This window comes from Pseudomonas sp. S2_C11 (genome assembly GCF_054668395.1).
Genome location: NZ_CP162765.1, coordinates 2290992 through 2307021, shown reverse-complemented (window position 1 = coordinate 2307021; position 16030 = coordinate 2290992). Strand labels below are relative to the sequence as shown.

The window sequence follows — 16030 nt, the reverse complement described above, 5'->3', positions numbered from 1 at the left end:
TCGCCCATGTACCCCACCACCCCCGATGGCCGCTATTTTGTGGTCAAGCAACAGCTATGGCGTTGCAGCAATCCATCGCTGCCAGCCGCCGAGCGTGAGGCATTTGTAGCCGAACTCATGTCAGCGCGGCGTGCGGTCAAAGAGGCAAAGCGTGCGGAGGATGCACAGGCGTTGAAGTCGGCGAGAGCTCGCGTCAACGACGCCAAAGTCGCGCTGGGTGAACGCGGGCCGGTGTGGTGGGATGACGGCAGCCCGGACTTCAACCGTTTCAAGGTGAGCAATACACCGTATGCGCAGTGGTTTGCCCAACTGCCTGAAGAGGACAGCAGTTCTGCCTGAGTTTTGAATGATCTCCAATCTCACCAATCAACACAGATCTCCTGTGGGAGCGAGCCTGCTCGCGAATGCATTGGGTCAGTTAAAGAAGATGTTGGATGTGCCGCCGCCATCGCGAGCAGGCTTGCTCCCACAGGGATCTGCGGCGAGGCTCAGACTCGCAACAACTGCCGGGTCATTGCCATCGAAGTTTCCAGCGACTGCCCGGTGCGCTGCAGTTTGTTCAGCAGACTCGCGCCGAGCCAGAGCTGATACAGCGTCTCAGCCAACTTCCGCGCATCGCCCTCGGGCAGGCTTTTGTCATTTTGGCCTTGTTCGATGCATTCGGTGATGCGCGCGACGATGCGTTCGGCGCCGTCGCGCAAGGTCAGGCGCATTGATTCGGACAGGTCGGCGACTTCGGCGCTGAGTTTCACCACCAGGCATTCATCGCCGTGGCCTTCGAGGGTGCAGCGGTTCTGCCAGCCCTGCCAGTAATCCATCAAACGCTCGAACGCAGTCAGCCCAGGCAATGTCAGGCGGCGCTCCATGTCGGCGAGGTAGTCGACGAAGTAATCCTCGAGCAGCGCCTGGCCATACAACTCCTTGGATTTGAAGTAGTGATAGAACGAGCCCTTGGGCACGCCGGCGGTCTGCAGGATCTCATTGAGGCCGACGCTGGTGAAGCCCTTCTCGGCCATCATCCGGTGGCCGGTGTCGAGCAAGTGTTGGCGGGTGTCGTCAAAGGTCGGCTTCATGGTGCGCAAAATTCCAGACAATAGACCAGTCGTATACTTTTCAGGACCGGGAGTTTGCCATAACCGACGGGCAAAAACATTTTCTGAAAAAATTACTAGACGACTGGTCTAATTGGAACCTATGCTGCGCCCCGAGACACAAATTCATGCGGTGCCGACGCTGAGCGAATTCCTCGCCCTGTGCCGATGCCTGACCAAACCAAGGGTGCTCTATGAAAATCTTGATGGTTCTGACTTCCCACGATCAACTCGGCAACACCGGCAAGAAAACCGGCTTCTGGCTGGAAGAGTTCGCCGCGCCCTACTACGCCTTCAAGGACGCCGGCGCCGATGTCACGCTGGTATCGCCTGCCGGCGGCCAGCCGCCGCTCGATCCGAAAAGCGATGAGCCAAGCGCGCAGACTGCCGAAACCGATCGCTTCCGCGCTGATTCGGCCGCGCAACAGGCGTTGGCCAACACGGGTCGCCTGGCTGATGTGAAGGCTGAGGATTTCGATGCCGTGTTCTACCCAGGCGGCCATGGCCCGCTGTGGGATCTGGCCGAAGACAAGGCCTCGATCGCGCTGATCGAAGCCTTCGACCGCGCCAACAAACCTCACGGTTTTGTCTGCCACGCACCCGGCGTGTTGCGTCATGTGGTGCGCGCTGACGGCCAGCCGATCGTCAAAGATCGCGACGTCACCGGTTTCACCAACGCCGAAGAAGCTGCTGTTGGTCTGACTGACGTGGTGCCGTTCCTCATCGAAGACGAATTCCAGCGTCTGGGCGGGCGCTATTCGAAAGTCGCCGATTGGCAGGTGCATGTGGTGGCTGACGGTCAACTGGTCACCGGCCAGAACCCGGCCAGCTCTGCCGCCGTTGCCGAAAAGCTGTTGAAGATGCTCGGCTGAATCCCTCGCTCTACCCCGATCAACGCCGCGTGCGTACCGCCCGGCGTTGTTTTTTTGCCCAGTCACTAGTCGACTGGTCTAATCAGATTCAAGGCTTACTCCATGAAAAACGCTTTCTTCACGCCTGCCAAATTGGGCGCACACACCCTGAAAAACCGCATCGTCCTGCCACCTCTCACCCGCCAGCGCAGCACGCAACCGGGCAATGTCGCCAACGAGTTGATGGCCGAGTATTACCAGCAGCGCGCCGGTGCCGGTTTGCTGGTCACCGAGGGCACCCAGATCGAACCGCGCGGCCAGGGTTATGCGTGGACGCCGGGCATTCACACGCCGGAGCAGATCGCCGGTTGGCGCAAAGTCACAGAGGCGGTGCACGCGGTGGATGGCGTGATCTTCGCCCAGCTCTGGCACGTCGGTCGGGTCTCGCACACGGCGTTGCAGCCTAATGGTGATGCGCCGGTGTCGGCCTCTGCGGTGGCGACGGACCGCGTCAGCGTGTTCATCGAAACCGCGCCTGGTGTCGGTGAACTGGTGCCGCCGTCCGCTCCGCGCGCGCTGAGCACCGATGAAGTGCAGGAACTGATTCAGCTGTACATCCAGGCCGCGCGCAACGCGATGGATGCGGGTTTCGACGGCATCGAACTGCATTGTGCCAACGGTTATCTGGTCAACCAGTTCATCTCCGCCCACAGCAACCTGCGCACCGACAAATACGGCGGCTCGCTGGACAATCGCTTGCGCTTTTTGCGCGAAGTGGTGGCCGGTGTTGCCGAATGCATCGGCAAGGACAAGGTCGGTGTGCGTTTCGCACCGTTGTTCACTACCACCGATGAAGCGCGGACGTACCTGGGCCTGGTCGAGGAAGATCCGCACACAACTTACATTGCCGCGATCAAGATTCTCGAAGACGTCGGCATCGCCTACCTGTCGATCGCCGAAGCCGACTGGGACAACGCGCCAGCGATGCCGCAGACCTTTCGCCAGGCCGTGCGCGACACCTTCAGCGGCGCGATCATTTATGCCGGTCGCTACACCGCCAAAACCGGCGCGCAATTGCTTGAGTCGGGGCTGGCCGATCTCGTTGCGTTTGGCCGACCGTTCATGGCCAACCCGGATCTGCCGGCGCGGATTGCCAATGACTGGCCGTTGAATCAGTTGAATCCGGCGACGGTGTATGGCGGCGGTGCCGAGGGTTATATCGACTATCCGACCTACCCCGCCTAAGAACCCAAAACAAGTTCCTGTGGGAGCGAGCCTGCTCGCGAAGGCGGTGGGTCAGTCAGCACTTGTATTGACTGACAGGACGCTTTCGCGAGCAGGCTCGCTCCCACAATAGGATGTCAGTGGCCGCTAAAACCTATACATAACAAACAATCTGTATAACTATTGGAGTTCGAATCTCTAACCGGACTTAGCTCCATGCCCCCTGCCCACCGCTTGCTCCTGATCCTCGGTGACCAGCTGTCTTTCGACCTGGCCTCCCTGCAGCCACTCGATCCCCAGCAAGACCTGCTGCTGATGGTCGAGGTCATGGAGGAAGCGACCCACGTCGCTCATCATCCGCAAAAGATCGCTCTGATCTTCAGCGCCATGCGCCACTTTGCCGAGGCGTTGCGCGATAAAGGCTACCGCGTCCAGTACGTCCGCCTCGACGACCCGGATAACAGCGGCTCCATCCCCGGCGAACTGCAGCGCTGGCAAACCCTCACCGGCGCCGAACAGATTCATATCACCGAATGCGGCGACTGGCGCCTTGAGCAGTCAATCAAAGATTCGGGCTTGCCCGTGCACTGGCATTCAGACCGCCGTTTCCTCTGCTCCCGCGAAGAGTTCTCCCATTGGGCCAGCGGCAAGAAGCAGCTGCGCATGGAGTTTTTCTACCGCGAGATGCGGCGCAAGAGTCGGCTGCTGCTGAACGGGGACGGTACGCCGGTCGGCGGTGCGTGGAATTTCGATGCGGAGAATCGCAAGGCGCTGCCCAAACACGCCAAACCGCCCTACCCGGCACGTTTCGCCAATGACGCAATCACCCAAGAGGTGCTGGCGTTGGTCGGCGAGCGCTTCGCCAGCCATTACGGCACGCTGGATGACTTCAACTACCCGGTGACCCACGCCGATGCTCAGGCCCTGTGGCAATACTTTCTCGACTATGCGCTGGCCGGCTTCGGTGATTACCAGGACGCCATGGCCAGCGAAGAGCCGTTCCTGTTTCACGCGCGGATCAGCGCGGCGCTGAACATCGGCCTGCTCGATTTGCGTCAGCTGTGCAGCGATGTCGAGGCGGCTTACTGGTCAGGGAGCATCGGCCTCAACGCTGCCGAAGGCTTCATTCGGCAACTGATCGGCTGGCGCGAATACGTGCGCGGTGTGTACTGGCTGAAGATGCCGGATTACGCCGAGGGCAACGTGTTTGCTAACACGCGTGCGCTGCCGGAGTTCTACTGGACGGGTGAAACGCAGATGAACTGCATGCGCCAGGCCATCGGCCAAAGCCTGCAACATGCCTATGCGCACCACATTCAGCGCCTGATGGTCACCGGTAACTTTGCCTTGCTCGCCGGGATCGCGCCGAAAGAGATTTGCGAATGGTATCTGGCGATCTACATGGACGCCTTCGACTGGGTCGAACTGCCCAACACCTTGGGCATGGTCATGCATGCCGACGGCGGTTATCTCGGCTCCAAGCCTTACTGCGCCAGCGGCCAGTACATCAATCGGATGTCGGATTACTGCGGCGACTGCGCCTACAAGGTCAAGGAAAGCAGCGCGGACGATGCCTGCCCGTTCAATGCGCTGTACTGGCATTTCCTCATGCGCCACGGCGACATTCTGCGTGGCAATCAGCGCATGGGCATGATGTACAAGAACCTTGATCGCATGCCGCTGGCCAAGCAGGATGCGCTGTGGCAACGCGGGCAGACGCTGTTGGCGAAACTGGATAACGGCGAAGCTTTCTAGTGCGCCTCAGGCCTGCCCGGCCATCCCGTTGCGCCCCGCCGCTTTGGCGCGGTACAGCGCCTGATCGGCGGTCTGGATCAACGCCGGCAGCGAATCCAGCTGAGCGCCCGTCCCCACCGCCATACCGATACTCACCGTGATCCGAGCAAACGGACTGCCCGGGTGGGCGATGTTCGCTTGCTGCAAACGCTCGAGCATCAGTTGCGCCACCACCGTCGCACCGGCGCTGTCGGTGGCTGGCATGATCACCGCCATTTCCTCGCCACCGTAGCGCGCGACCAGATCCGAGGGGCGTCGCACGCAGCCTTCAAGAATCTTGCTGACCGCTTGCAGGCAGGCATCGCCGGCGACGTGGCCCAAGGCATCGTTGAACAATTTGAAGTGGTCGATATCGATCATCAGCAACGCCAGCGAAGTCCCGTCACGCTGCGCGCGCCGCGCTTCCACCGTCAGGGTTTCATCGAAACAGCGGCGGTTGGCCAGGCCGGTCAGCGCATCCTTCAGCGCCAGTAACTCCAGCTGCCGATTAGACGCGAGCAATTGCTGCTGGGCATCGCGCAAGGCTTCTTCGGCCTCGGTGCGGCGGCGGATATCAAGGATCAGGAACCAGCCGATCAACCCGGTCAGCCCCAGCAGCCCGATCACCACCACCGCCGACAGCGCCGCTTCGATGCGCCACGCCGCCAGCGCTTCGTCCTTGCCCAGGGCCACGGTGGTGATCAGCGGTAGCGTTTCGCTTTTGCGGAACGCGTAGAGCCGCTCGACACCGTCGAGGCTGGAGGTGTAGGAGGCAGTGCCGACCGAGCGGTCAACGAGGTATTTGGCGTAGATCGGCGATTTGGAGAAGTTGCGGCCCATGTCCTGCTCGCGGAACGGGTAGCGCACCAGCAGCGTGCCATCGGTGTAAGACAGACCGATCGCGCCGTCCTGGCCAACGTCGAGTTTGCCGAACACGCGCAAAAAGTTTTCCACCCCCAGCGTCACTGCTACAACGCCAGCGAACTGGCCACCGGCGTCATTGAAGCGCCGACTGATGGTCACCACCCATTCATGATTGGCACGGCTCTGGATCGGCGGGCCAATGAACGGCTCGCGGCTCGGGCTGTCACGGTGATGTATGAAATAGGCGCGGTCGCTGCTGTTGGCGCCCTCCGGAATCGGCCGGTTGGAGGACATCAGCCAATGCCCGTTCCGGTCATAGATGATGATGCCGCTGAGCTGTGGCATCAGCGGCTGCTGGCGGTCGATCAGGCTCTGGATGCGCTGAATCTGCGCCGGGCCGTTGCCCTCGGTTTCCAGGCGCTCGACCAACCCGAGCAAAAGCAGCGAGCTTTGCCGGACAATGCCTTCGGTGTAGGTGTTGAGCGCCTGGGTCAGGTTCAGGCCATGCACGTCGACCTCGGCCAGCGCACGCTCGCGCGAAGACCAGACTTTCCAGATCGTCAGTGAAGTCAGGGAACAGCCAATCACCAGCAGCAGGAGCATTACAAGACGAGTATCACGCTTCACGTCAGTACCTTAAGGAAGTCCGGTATCCATTCCAGCCATCATTCGAACGTCGGCACTCACGGCGGCCACGTGTTCCGGGGCGCAAGCATACAAGCAGTGTGCAGCGGCTGCAGCAACAGAGTGTGCAGCGCTAAGCGGCAGGTGCGGCGGGTTTGAGGATTTCCACGAGAAAATCGATGAACACGTTGATCCGGCTCGAACCACGGTGGTTGGGCAGGTACAGCGCGTTGATGCAACTGCTGGCACTGCCGGGATTGACCTCGTAGTGCTCAAGCAAGCGCGTCAGGCGCCCGGCGGCGACGTCGTCGCGCACCAGCCAGTCGGCCAGCAGCGCCACCCCGCCACCGCCAATTGCCGCTTCGCGCAAGATGTCGGCGTTGTTGCTTTGCAGGCGGCCCGCAACGTTGAGCTGAATCGGCTCTTCGTCGCCCTGAAAGGTCCAGTGATGATGGCTGCCGCCGTAATCGAAACGCAGGCATTGGTGCTCAAGCAGATCCCGCGGATGTTCGAGCACGCCGCTGCGCGCCAGATAATCCGGGCTGGCGACAATCCAACGCTGAAACTGCCCGACGCGTTTGCTGACGATGTCTTCACTGACCACCGTGGAACCGAGCCGCACTGAAACGTCGATCTGCTCGCTGAGCAAATCGCTGACCTGATCGCTCAACGACAGGCTGATCTCCAGCCCGGGATGGCGTTCAAGCAAGCGGCTCAGGTGCGGCGCGATCAGCCGGCGGCCAAACTCCACCGGCACGCTGATGCGCAAGCGGCCTTGTGCTTCACTGCCGCGATCGGCGACTACCGCATCGGCTTCGTCGATGGCATCGAGAATCGCCACGGCCTTCTCGAAATAGGTTTGACCGGCGACGGTCACGCTGGTGTTGCGCGTGGTGCGATTGAGCAGGCTGGCGCCCAACTCGTTTTCCAGCCCCGCCACTTGCCGTGTCACCGAAGACGTCGAAATCCCAAGCTTGCGCGCCGCCGAGGAATAGCCCCCGCAGCGCACGGTTTCAACAAACATCTTCAATGCCAGCAACTTGTCCATAAGCGGGATCCGGTGGTGAGGGAACGCCGCTGATTGTGCATCAGTGCTCGCCACACGTCTTGTATCGTCGTGCTTGCCGGGCCTCATCGCGCCCTCAGCCATCAGCCTTGCGGCTCAGGAGCAACGCCAGCGCCAGCGCCGGCAACACCGCTACGGCGACGGCCGAGAGGTTCCAGCCGAAGTGTTCGTACAGCGGGCTGGCGACCAGTGAACCGAGGGCGCCGCCGACGAAGATGCTGGTCATGTACACCGCATTCAGGCGTGCGCGGCTGTGCGGGTCGAGGGCGTAGACCTCGCGCTGGCCGAGGACCATGTTCAACTGCACGGCAAAATCCAGCAGCACCGCACACACCACCAGCCACACGTAACCACTGCCCGGCAACGCGGCGATCAACAGTGACAGCGGCGCCAGCAGCAACGCCACCAAGGTACCGCGACGACCGTGCCCGGCATCGGCCAGACGCCCGGCAATCGGCGCAGCAATCGCACCCACCGCGCCGACCAGAGCGAAGATCGCCACCTGCGCCTGGCTGAAACCGTGGTGACGCATCAGCTCAATCGGCGCGAGAGTCCAGAACAGGCTGAAACTGGCGAACAGCAAACCCTGATACAGCGAACGCTGGCGCAACACAGGAAAGCGTCGGGCCAAGGCAAACACCGAACCGATCAACGCGACATAGGTGGCTTTGTGCGTCGGCATCCGGCGCGGCAATGCCACAGCGGTAATCAGCGCGATTACCGCCATCAGTGCCGCCGCGCTGTAAAACACCCCGCGCCAGCCGAACACTTCAACCAACAGGCTCGACAGCGGCCGCGACAGCAGAATCCCCAGCAGCAAGCCGCTCATGATATTGCCGACCACGCGGCCCCGGCTGGCTTCCGGCGCCAAATGCGCAGCCAACGGCACGAGAATCTGCACCGCTACCGAAGTCAGGCCGATCAGCAAAGAGAGCAGCAGAAACAGCGACGGCGAATGAGTCAGGCCAGCGCACAGCAACGTGACACTCGCAGCGAGGGTGAAACCGACTACCAGACGACGGTTCTCCATGAGGTCGGCCAGCGGCACCAGCAGCAACAAGCCCAGCGCGTAACCGAACTGCGTCAGCGACACGATCAGGCTGGCATTGGCGCTGGACAGGCCGATCTGCGGCGCGATCAGTTCGACGATGGGTTGTGCGTAATACAGGTTGGCGACGACCGCACCGCAGCAAAATGCCAGAAACGCGACCATCAGGCCGGAGAGTGAAGCAGGCTGTTCGGCCGGGGCCGCAACCGCAGGGTTGCCCGTAAGCATGGTGACACCTCGTTGAGTTCGGGAAAGTTGTGCCAAGGCTACGGTGAGCCGGCGGGGGCGAGAATCCGTGCCACTGGCAACGCACTGATGCGTGGCGCGCAACGTTGCTTGTGGCGCAACGCGCTGTTGCGCGGGCCGGTGATTCTCCGCTGCAAGGGTCTTCTCTACGCTTTGGCCCTGGCGCTGACGTCCGCATCGGCGCCCTTCCCGGCTGCTACAAGGAGCGTTTCCATGACCCGCACTGCACTCGTCCTGCCACTGCCCGCCGCGTTTTTCTGCCGACCATGAATAGCCATTTGCTCAAATCCAGAACCCTGTGGTTCAGCGTCGCCGTGCTCGCGGTACTCGGCCTGATCGTCGCCGTCGCGCTGATGTGGCGCCCGGCGATCGCGCCAATCAAACGCCCGACGTCATTCGATACTGCGCAGTTGCAACGCGGCGCACGGGTGGTCGAGGTCGGCGACTGCGCGGTGTGCCATACCCGCCCCGGCGGCGAATACCTGGCCGGCGGGCTGCCGCTGGTGACGCCGTTCGGCACGCTGTACAGCACCAACATCACTCCAGATGCGCAGACCGGGATCGGCGAGTGGTCATTGCCGGCCTTCGAGCGGGCGATGCGCGAAGGCATTGCCCGCGACGGCCACTTTCTCTACCCGGCGTTTCCTTACGTGCACTACCGGCGCATGAGCTCCGAAGACATCGCCGACGCCTATGCCTACTTGATGAGCGGCCCCGCCGTACATGCGCCCGCCAAGCAGAACCAGATGAATTTCCCGATGAACATCCGCCCGCTGGTGTCGTTCTGGAACCTGCTGTTTCTGCATGGCGAGCCACTGACGCCGCTGGCCGAACACAGCGCGGCATGGAATCGCGGACGCTATCTGGTCGACGGCCCGGGCCACTGCGCCGGCTGCCATTCGCCGCTGAACCTGATCGGCGCGGAGAAATCCTCGGAGTATCTGCAGGGCGGCAGCGTTGATGGCTGGGAAGCGCCGGCACTGGTCGGCCTCCAGCAACGCGCCAATCCATGGAATCGCGAGCAATTGGTCGGCTACCTGCGCGCTGACGTGGTCGATGGTCACGGCACACCCGCCGGCCCGATGCGCCCGGTCAGCCTGAGTCTGGCGCGCTTGCCGGCCAGTGAAGCCGAGGCGATTGCCGACTACCTGCTGAGCCTGCAAAGCCCGCACGCGGTGACCGAAATCACCCCGAAAAAGCAGCCGAGCAGTCCAGCGGATCACAGCAGCGGCGCCCTGCTCTTCAGCAGCGCCTGTGCCGGATGTCACGCACCCGCCGCGCCGATGCGGGAAATCGACGGCCGCCCCGGCCTGCAAAGCACTTCGGCGCTGCAAGCGGCCAGCCCGCGCAACTTTCTCAAGACCGTGCTTGAAGGCGTGCCCGCCATTCCCGGCGCGCCCGGCCCGGTGATGCCGCCGTTCGCCGCCAGCCTCGACAACGCCCAGCTCGGCGCACTGGCGGCGTATCTGCGCGAGCAAGCCAGACCCGAGCAGCCATGGACTGACCTTTCTTCCACTATTGAAGCGTTACGTCAGGAGACGAAATGAGCCAGATCACTCTCACCGTCAATGGAGCCACCCAAGCGCTGGAGCTGGAAGCGGACATGCCGCTGCTGTATGCGCTGCGCAATCACCTGAACCTCAACGGCGCCAAGTACGGCTGCGGCCTGGGCCAGTGCGGCGCGTGCACGGTGATCGTCGACGACCAGCCGGTGTTCGCCTGCCTGACGCCTTGCGCAGGCCTTGAAGGAAAAAAGATCCGCACCGTGGAAAGCCTCGGCAGCGCAGAGAAACCCGGCCCTTTGCAAGCGGCGTTCATCGACAAGCAGGCCGCGCAATGCGGTTACTGCATCGCCGGCATGCTGATGCGCGCGCAGGCGTTGCTCGAACGTGATCCGCACCCGGACGAACAAACCATCCGCGAGCACATGGCCGGCAATCTGTGCCGTTGCGGCACGCACTTGCGCATCATCGAGGCGATCAAACAGGTGGCCGGGCATAACGGGAGCCTGACATGAGCGAAGCAAACGGCTTGAACCCCAGCCGCCGGGCCTTCCTGCGCGGCGGCGCGTTGCTCATGGCTTTTACCCTGATGCCAATGGCGCGGCGGGCCTTGGCCGACACCGAAGTCGACACCCTCGGCACCGTAGTGCTGGCCCCCGATCTGCCCGGCAGCCTGCGCACCAACCCTTACTTGGACGCGTGGATTCGCATCGGCGCCGACGGCATCACCGTGTACACCGGCAAAGTCGAATTGGGCACTGGAGTAAAAACCGCGTTGCTGCAAATCGCTGCCGAGCGCTTGCAGGTGCCGGCCAGCGCGATCAACTTGCTAACCGCCGACACCGCACTGACGCCCAACGAAGGCTACACCGCCGGCAGCCACAGCATTTTCGACAGCGGCACCGCGCTGTACAACGCTGCCGCGCAGGTGCGGGAAATGCTCGTCGATGCCGCTGCGCGCAGTTGGCAAGTCGATGCTGCGCAACTGAGCACTCGCGACGGCATCATCCAAGGCCCCAGCGGGCAACGCATGGCTTATGCCGAAGCAGTCAAGCATGTCGATGTGCACCAATACGCCAAGGCGCAATCTCCGGTGATGGCAGCGGCAGACTTCAAACTGATCGGCCACAACCTGCCGCGCCTGGACATTCCGGCCAAGGTCAGCGGCGGCGCGGCATTCGTCCAGGACATGCGCCTGCCGGGCATGCTGCACGCGCGTGTCATCCGCCCGCCGCGTCCCGGCTGCACGCTTCAGGCGTTCGATGCCGCGTCCATCGAGGCGTTGAACGGCGTGGTCAAAGTGATTCGCGACGGCAACTATCTGGCCGTGGTCGCCGGTGATGAGTGGCAAGCGATCAAGGCCATGCGCGCCGGCATGGAAAGTGCCAAGTGGAGCGGCGGCGAGGCGATTCCCGAAGCCGCCGGGATTCACGATTTGCTCAAGCAATTGCCCTCCAAGCGCTATCCGATCAGCAACACCGGCAATCCCGGCGGCACGACCGAAACGCGCTTCAAAGCGCGGGTGACCAAGCAGTATCTGATGCACGGCTCGATCGGCCCGTCCTGTGCGGTGGCCTGGTTCAACGACGGCGTGCTCACGGTGTGGACGCACACCCAGGGTGTCTATCCATTGCGCGCTGGTATCGCCGAGATGCTGCGTCTGCCGCCGGAGCGTGTGCGCTGCATTCATACCGAAGGCTCGGGTTGCTACGGCCACAACGGCGCCGATGATGCCGCCGCCGATGCCGCGCTGATCGCGATGCGCCTGCCGGGCACGCCGGTGCGCGTGCAATGGATGCGCGAGCAGGAAAATCTCTGGGAGCCGTACAGTTCGGCGATGGTCACCGAAGTCGATGCCGGCCTCAGCCACGGTCGTTTGCAGGACTGGAACTACGAGCTGTGGACCACGCCGCACAACGAACGCATCGTCAATGCCGGGCGCTTGCTGCCGGCACGTCTATTGGCGAAACCCTTCGCCTCGGCGCCGTCGGTGCCAATCGCCCAGCCCGAAGGTGACGGCGATCGCAACGCGGTGCCGCTGTACGAACTGGGCGCGACGCGGATCAACATGAACTTCGTCACCACCATGCCGTTCCGCACTTCGGCCATGCGCTCGCTCGGTGCGCACATCAACATCTTCGCCATCGAGGCGGGTATCGATGAGTTGGCGATCAAGGCTGGCCTTGATCCGGTGGCGTTGCGCCTGGCCCATCTGAGCGATCCGCGTGCCCGCGCCGTGATCGAGCGCGTGCGTGATGAAATCGGCTGGCCCCACAAGAGCAACGAGCCCGGCGCGGGGATCGGTTTTGCCTTCGCCCGCTACAAGAACATCATGGGTTACTGCGCCCTCGCGGTGAAACTGCGGGTGCATCCGCAGACCGGCGAAATTCGCGTCGATCATGTGGTGACAGCGGTCGACGTCGGCCAGATCGTCAGCCCCGATGGCCTGCGCAATCAGGTCGAGGGCGGCATCGTCCAGTCGGCGAGCTGGACGCTCTACGAACAAGTCGCCTACGACGCGGGCGGCATTCGCAGCTACGACTGGAGCGGTTATCCGATTCTGCGTTTCACCCAATTGCCGAAAAAAGTCGACGTGCATTTGCTTGATCAACCGGGCGAACCCTTCCTCGGTGCTGCCGAAATCGTCCAAGGGCCAATGGCTGCTGCCCTCGGCAACGCGGTCAGCAATGCCACCGGCCGGCGCTGGCTGAATCTGCCGCTGACTCGCTCGACCCAACCCGCCTGAACCACGCCCGCGTTCATCAGCGATGAGCGCGGGTGCCGTTGCGTTGCGCGCAAAACTGCGTAGCGCCGGCCACGGATTATCAGCCCCGCCACCCCCGGTTAAGTTACCTGCACAGCACGCGGCACCTGGCTGCCGCGCTTGTACCCTACTCATCGACATCCGGAGCTACCCATGACCCGTCGCCTGTTCCAACCCATTGCCCTCGGCCCTTACACCCTTGCCCATCGTGTGGCGATGGCGCCCCTGACCCGCTCGCGCGCTGGCCAGCCGGGCGACGTTCCGACCACGATGAACGCCGAGTACTACCGCCAACGCGCCAGTGCTGCGCTGATCATTACCGAGGCCACGCAGATTTCTCAGCAAGGCCAAGGTTATGCGTGGACGCCGGGGATCTACACCGATGCGCAAGTCCAGGCGTGGCGCGAAGTCAGCACGGCGGTGCACGCAGCGAACGGTCTGATCTTCATGCAGCTGTGGCACGTCGGCCGGGTCTCGCACCCCAGCTTTCAGCCGGACGCCGGCTTGCCGGTGGCGCCAAGCGCCCTGCCAGTGCCGGGCAAGACCTTTATCGTCGATGAACAAGGCAACGGCGTGTGGGGTGATGTGCCGGTACCGCGCGCCCTCGAAACAGCGGAAATTGCCGACATCGTCGAAGACTATCGCCGCGCTGCGCGTAACGCGTTGAACGCTGGCATGGACGGCGTGGAAATCCATGCCGGCAACGGTTATCTGCTCGACCAGTTCCTCAACAGCAACAGCAACCAGCGCGACGACGCCTATGGCGGCAGCGTAGAAAACCGCGCGCGCTTCCTGCTCGAAGTGGTCGCCGCCGTGGCTGATGAAGTCGGTGCCGAGCGCGTCGGCGTACGACTGACGCCGATGGGTCGCTTCATGGGCATGGGCGATGACACGCCCGAAGCGACCTTCGGTTATCTGGTCGAAGCGCTCAACCAGTGGAATCTGGCCTACCTGCACCTGGTCGAGCCGGCCATGGTCGGCACGGTCAAGGACGAAAACTTTGATCCGCGCTGGGACGCGATCATTGCCCAGTTGCGCCAGACCTGGAACGGCGTGCTGATCCTCGCTGGCGGTTACGACGCCGAGTCCGCCGAACAGGCGCTGAACGCCGATCGCGCCGACATCATTGCCTTTGGCCGGCCATTTTTGGCCAACCCGGATCTGCCCCGTCGGTTGCACGATGGCCTTGAGCTGAACACACCGGATCCGAGCAGTTTCTTCGGCGGCGATCAGCGTGGTTATGTCGATTATCCGTTTCACGCTTGAGTTTCTAAGGCGAAGTGCTGGCGTTCGGCTTTGGTATCGCGCCGGATTCACCCCTCACCCCAGCCCTCTCCCCAGGGAGAGGGAGCTGATCTATGGAGCATTCAGAGCCGGAGTTCGACCCGATATCAGCGCCTGGCGTAAATCGCCCAAACAACTCGGTCAGTCCCCTCTGGGAGAGGGTTAGGGTCAGGGCGCCTCGATGACTGGCAACGACGCCGTCATCGAAGCGTGACACACCGTCAGAATCTCATCGGCCAGCGCCGAGTCATCCGGGCAGGCCCGCGACAGCATGATCGCCCCGACCGCGCGGGCCAGCAGATCGATCATCCGGGTTCGGCCCTCACCTTGCGGTGCATCCGCTGCCGTCGGGTATTTCTCGCCGAGCGTCTGCAACGTACCCTCGATGCCTTCCGCGAACGCCGCTTTCACATCCCCGGACTGCCGCGCCGCATCGCCGCACAGCGCCGCCATAGTGCAACCGGTGGAACGGCCGTCGCGATGGTCGCGGGACACGTACACGTCGATGAAATCCTGCACGCTCATGCTTTCGGCGGCGGCCGTGGACTGCGCCAGGCTATTGGCCGAGGCTTCGGCCATCAGGTCGGCCTTGGAGCCGAAGTGTTTGTAGAAACCGCCGTGAGTAAAACCGGCGGCCGCCATCAGGTCAGCCACGCCGACCCCGTCATAACCGCGTTCGCGGAACATCACTGATGCCGTTTCGACAATGTGCTCGCGATTGGCCTGAGCCTGAGCTTTGGATACGCGCATGTTGAATCCTCCAGCGCTGAAAAATCATGGCTCGATGATACATAGATGTTAGCCATAATCAAAACCGTTGACAGTTTAGATTTGGATCATCATCCTAAAGGCCCGCAATCAGTCTTCACCTGAAAAAGAGCCAACACCATGACTACTCGCCCTGCTGTTCTGATCACTGGCGCCTCCACCGGCATAGGCGCCGTCTACGCCGCACGTTTCGCCCAGCGCGGGCACGATCTGGTGCTGGTCGCCCGTGACCAGTCGCGCCTGGACAGCCTTGCCGCCGGTTTGCGCGCTGAGCACAACGTCCATGTCGAAGTGCTACAGGCCGACCTGACGCAACTGAGCGATCTGCAAACCGTCGAGGCGCGTCTGCGTGACGACGCGCGCATCGGCATTCTCGTCAACAATGCCGGCGCAGCGCAGTCCGGCACCTTCATCGAGCAGAGCACCGACAGCGTGGCGCAATTGATCGCGCTCAACACCACCGCGTTGGTGCGTTTGGCCAGTGCGATCGCCCCGCGTCTGGCCAAGGCCGGCGACGGCGCGATCATCAACATCGGCTCGGTGGTGGGCCTGGCGCCGGAGTTCGGCATGTCGGTGTATGGCGCGACCAAGGCGTTCGTGCTGTTTCTCTCCCAGGGCCTGAGCCTGGAACTGTCGCCACAAGGCGTGTACGTGCAAGCCGTGCTGCCTGCCGCCACCCGCACGGAAATCTGGGACCGCGCCGGTATCGACATCAACACCCTCACCGACATCATGGAAGTCGGCGATATGGTCGACGCCGCGCTGGTCGGCTTCGACCGTCGCGAAGTCGTGACCATCCCGCCGCTGCACGAGGGCGAGCGCTGGGATGCCCTGCAAACCGCGCGGCAGGGCCTGTTGGGGCAGATCCGCCAGTCGGCTGTTGCGCAACGTTATCTGACTCAGGCCTGACCTCATTCAAACCCGC

The 16030-nt window shown here is 62.7% G+C and carries 14 protein-coding genes; 9 read left to right on the top strand and 5 right to left on the bottom strand.

Annotated elements, in window-relative coordinates; all coding sequences use genetic code 11:
• Positions 1–6 precede the first annotated feature (6 nt).
• Positions 7–339: a hypothetical protein gene (locus AB4N48_RS10420; RefSeq protein WP_460095364.1), complete on the top strand. Its 333-nt coding sequence runs from the start codon at positions 7–9 to the stop codon at positions 337–339.
• 149 nt (positions 340–488) lie between these two features.
• Here the strand turns inward: AB4N48_RS10420 and AB4N48_RS10415 are convergent, their stop codons facing one another.
• On the bottom strand, positions 489–1073 hold the full coding sequence (locus AB4N48_RS10415) for a TetR/AcrR family transcriptional regulator (protein WP_056786121.1): 585 nt from the start codon (positions 1071–1073) through the stop codon (positions 489–491).
• Positions 1074–1285: 212 nt separating this feature from the next.
• Between AB4N48_RS10415 and AB4N48_RS10410 the strand changes: the two genes are divergently transcribed.
• The 3 genes from AB4N48_RS10410 to AB4N48_RS10400 all read left to right on the top strand — a co-directional run bounded on the left by AB4N48_RS10410 (position 1286) and on the right by AB4N48_RS10400 (position 4921).
• A complete protein-coding gene (locus AB4N48_RS10410; protein ID WP_056786124.1) occupies positions 1286–1963 on the top strand; it encodes a type 1 glutamine amidotransferase domain-containing protein in 678 nt (225 codons plus the stop codon).
• A gap of 102 nt (positions 1964–2065) precedes the next feature.
• Positions 2066–3187, top strand: a complete 1122-nt coding sequence (locus AB4N48_RS10405) for an alkene reductase (protein ID WP_460095363.1) — start codon at positions 2066–2068, stop codon at positions 3185–3187.
• Positions 3188–3382: 195 nt separating this feature from the next.
• Entirely contained in the window at positions 3383–4921 is a 1539-nt protein-coding gene (locus AB4N48_RS10400; protein WP_236168782.1) for a cryptochrome/photolyase family protein, read from the top strand.
• Between the two features lie 6 nt (positions 4922–4927).
• Here AB4N48_RS10400 and AB4N48_RS10395 read toward each other — a convergent pair whose 3' ends face one another.
• The 3 genes from AB4N48_RS10395 to AB4N48_RS10385 all read right to left on the bottom strand — a co-directional run bounded on the left by AB4N48_RS10395 (position 4928) and on the right by AB4N48_RS10385 (position 8769).
• Positions 4928–6430, bottom strand: a complete 1503-nt coding sequence (locus AB4N48_RS10395) for a sensor domain-containing diguanylate cyclase (protein ID WP_122706268.1) — start codon at positions 6428–6430, stop codon at positions 4928–4930.
• Between the two features lie 130 nt (positions 6431–6560).
• Positions 6561–7475 carry a LysR family transcriptional regulator gene (locus tag AB4N48_RS10390; protein ID WP_460095361.1) on the bottom strand — a complete coding sequence of 305 codons (915 nt, stop codon included), beginning with the start codon at positions 7473–7475 and terminating at the stop codon, positions 6561–6563.
• 94 nt (positions 7476–7569) lie between these two features.
• Complete coding sequence (locus tag AB4N48_RS10385) at positions 7570–8769, bottom strand: MFS transporter (RefSeq protein WP_457263089.1); 1200 nt, start codon at positions 8767–8769, stop codon at positions 7570–7572.
• A 296-nt stretch (positions 8770–9065) separates the two neighbouring features.
• On the opposite strand from AB4N48_RS10385, the gene AB4N48_RS10380 reads away from it, so the two are divergent.
• The 4 genes from AB4N48_RS10380 to AB4N48_RS10365 all read left to right on the top strand — a co-directional run bounded on the left by AB4N48_RS10380 (position 9066) and on the right by AB4N48_RS10365 (position 14319).
• The gene (locus AB4N48_RS10380) at positions 9066–10334 is read left to right on the top strand and encodes a c-type cytochrome (RefSeq protein WP_460095360.1); all 1269 of its coding nucleotides are present in this window, start codon (positions 9066–9068) and stop codon (positions 10332–10334) included.
• Complete coding sequence (locus AB4N48_RS10375) at positions 10331–10804, top strand: (2Fe-2S)-binding protein (RefSeq protein WP_236168780.1); 474 nt, start codon at positions 10331–10333, stop codon at positions 10802–10804. Before AB4N48_RS10380 ends, AB4N48_RS10375 begins: the two co-directional genes overlap by 4 nt.
• The gene (locus AB4N48_RS10370; RefSeq protein ID WP_460095358.1) at positions 10801–13035 is read left to right on the top strand and encodes a xanthine dehydrogenase family protein molybdopterin-binding subunit; all 2235 of its coding nucleotides are present in this window, start codon (positions 10801–10803) and stop codon (positions 13033–13035) included. Before AB4N48_RS10375 ends, AB4N48_RS10370 begins: the two co-directional genes overlap by 4 nt.
• A 171-nt stretch (positions 13036–13206) precedes the next feature.
• Positions 13207–14319, top strand: a complete 1113-nt coding sequence (locus AB4N48_RS10365) for an alkene reductase (protein WP_431077998.1) — start codon at positions 13207–13209, stop codon at positions 14317–14319.
• 186 nt (positions 14320–14505) lie between these two features.
• On the opposite strand, the gene AB4N48_RS10360 is transcribed toward AB4N48_RS10365, so the two are convergent.
• Positions 14506–15087 carry a TetR/AcrR family transcriptional regulator gene (locus AB4N48_RS10360; RefSeq protein WP_460095356.1) on the bottom strand — a complete coding sequence of 194 codons (582 nt, stop codon included), beginning with the start codon at positions 15085–15087 and terminating at the stop codon, positions 14506–14508.
• A 138-nt stretch (positions 15088–15225) separates the two neighbouring features.
• On the opposite strand from AB4N48_RS10360, the gene AB4N48_RS10355 reads away from it, so the two are divergent.
• Entirely contained in the window at positions 15226–16014 is a 789-nt protein-coding gene (locus AB4N48_RS10355; RefSeq protein WP_323621385.1) for an SDR family NAD(P)-dependent oxidoreductase, read from the top strand.
• The last annotated feature ends 16 nt before the right edge of the window (positions 16015–16030 follow it).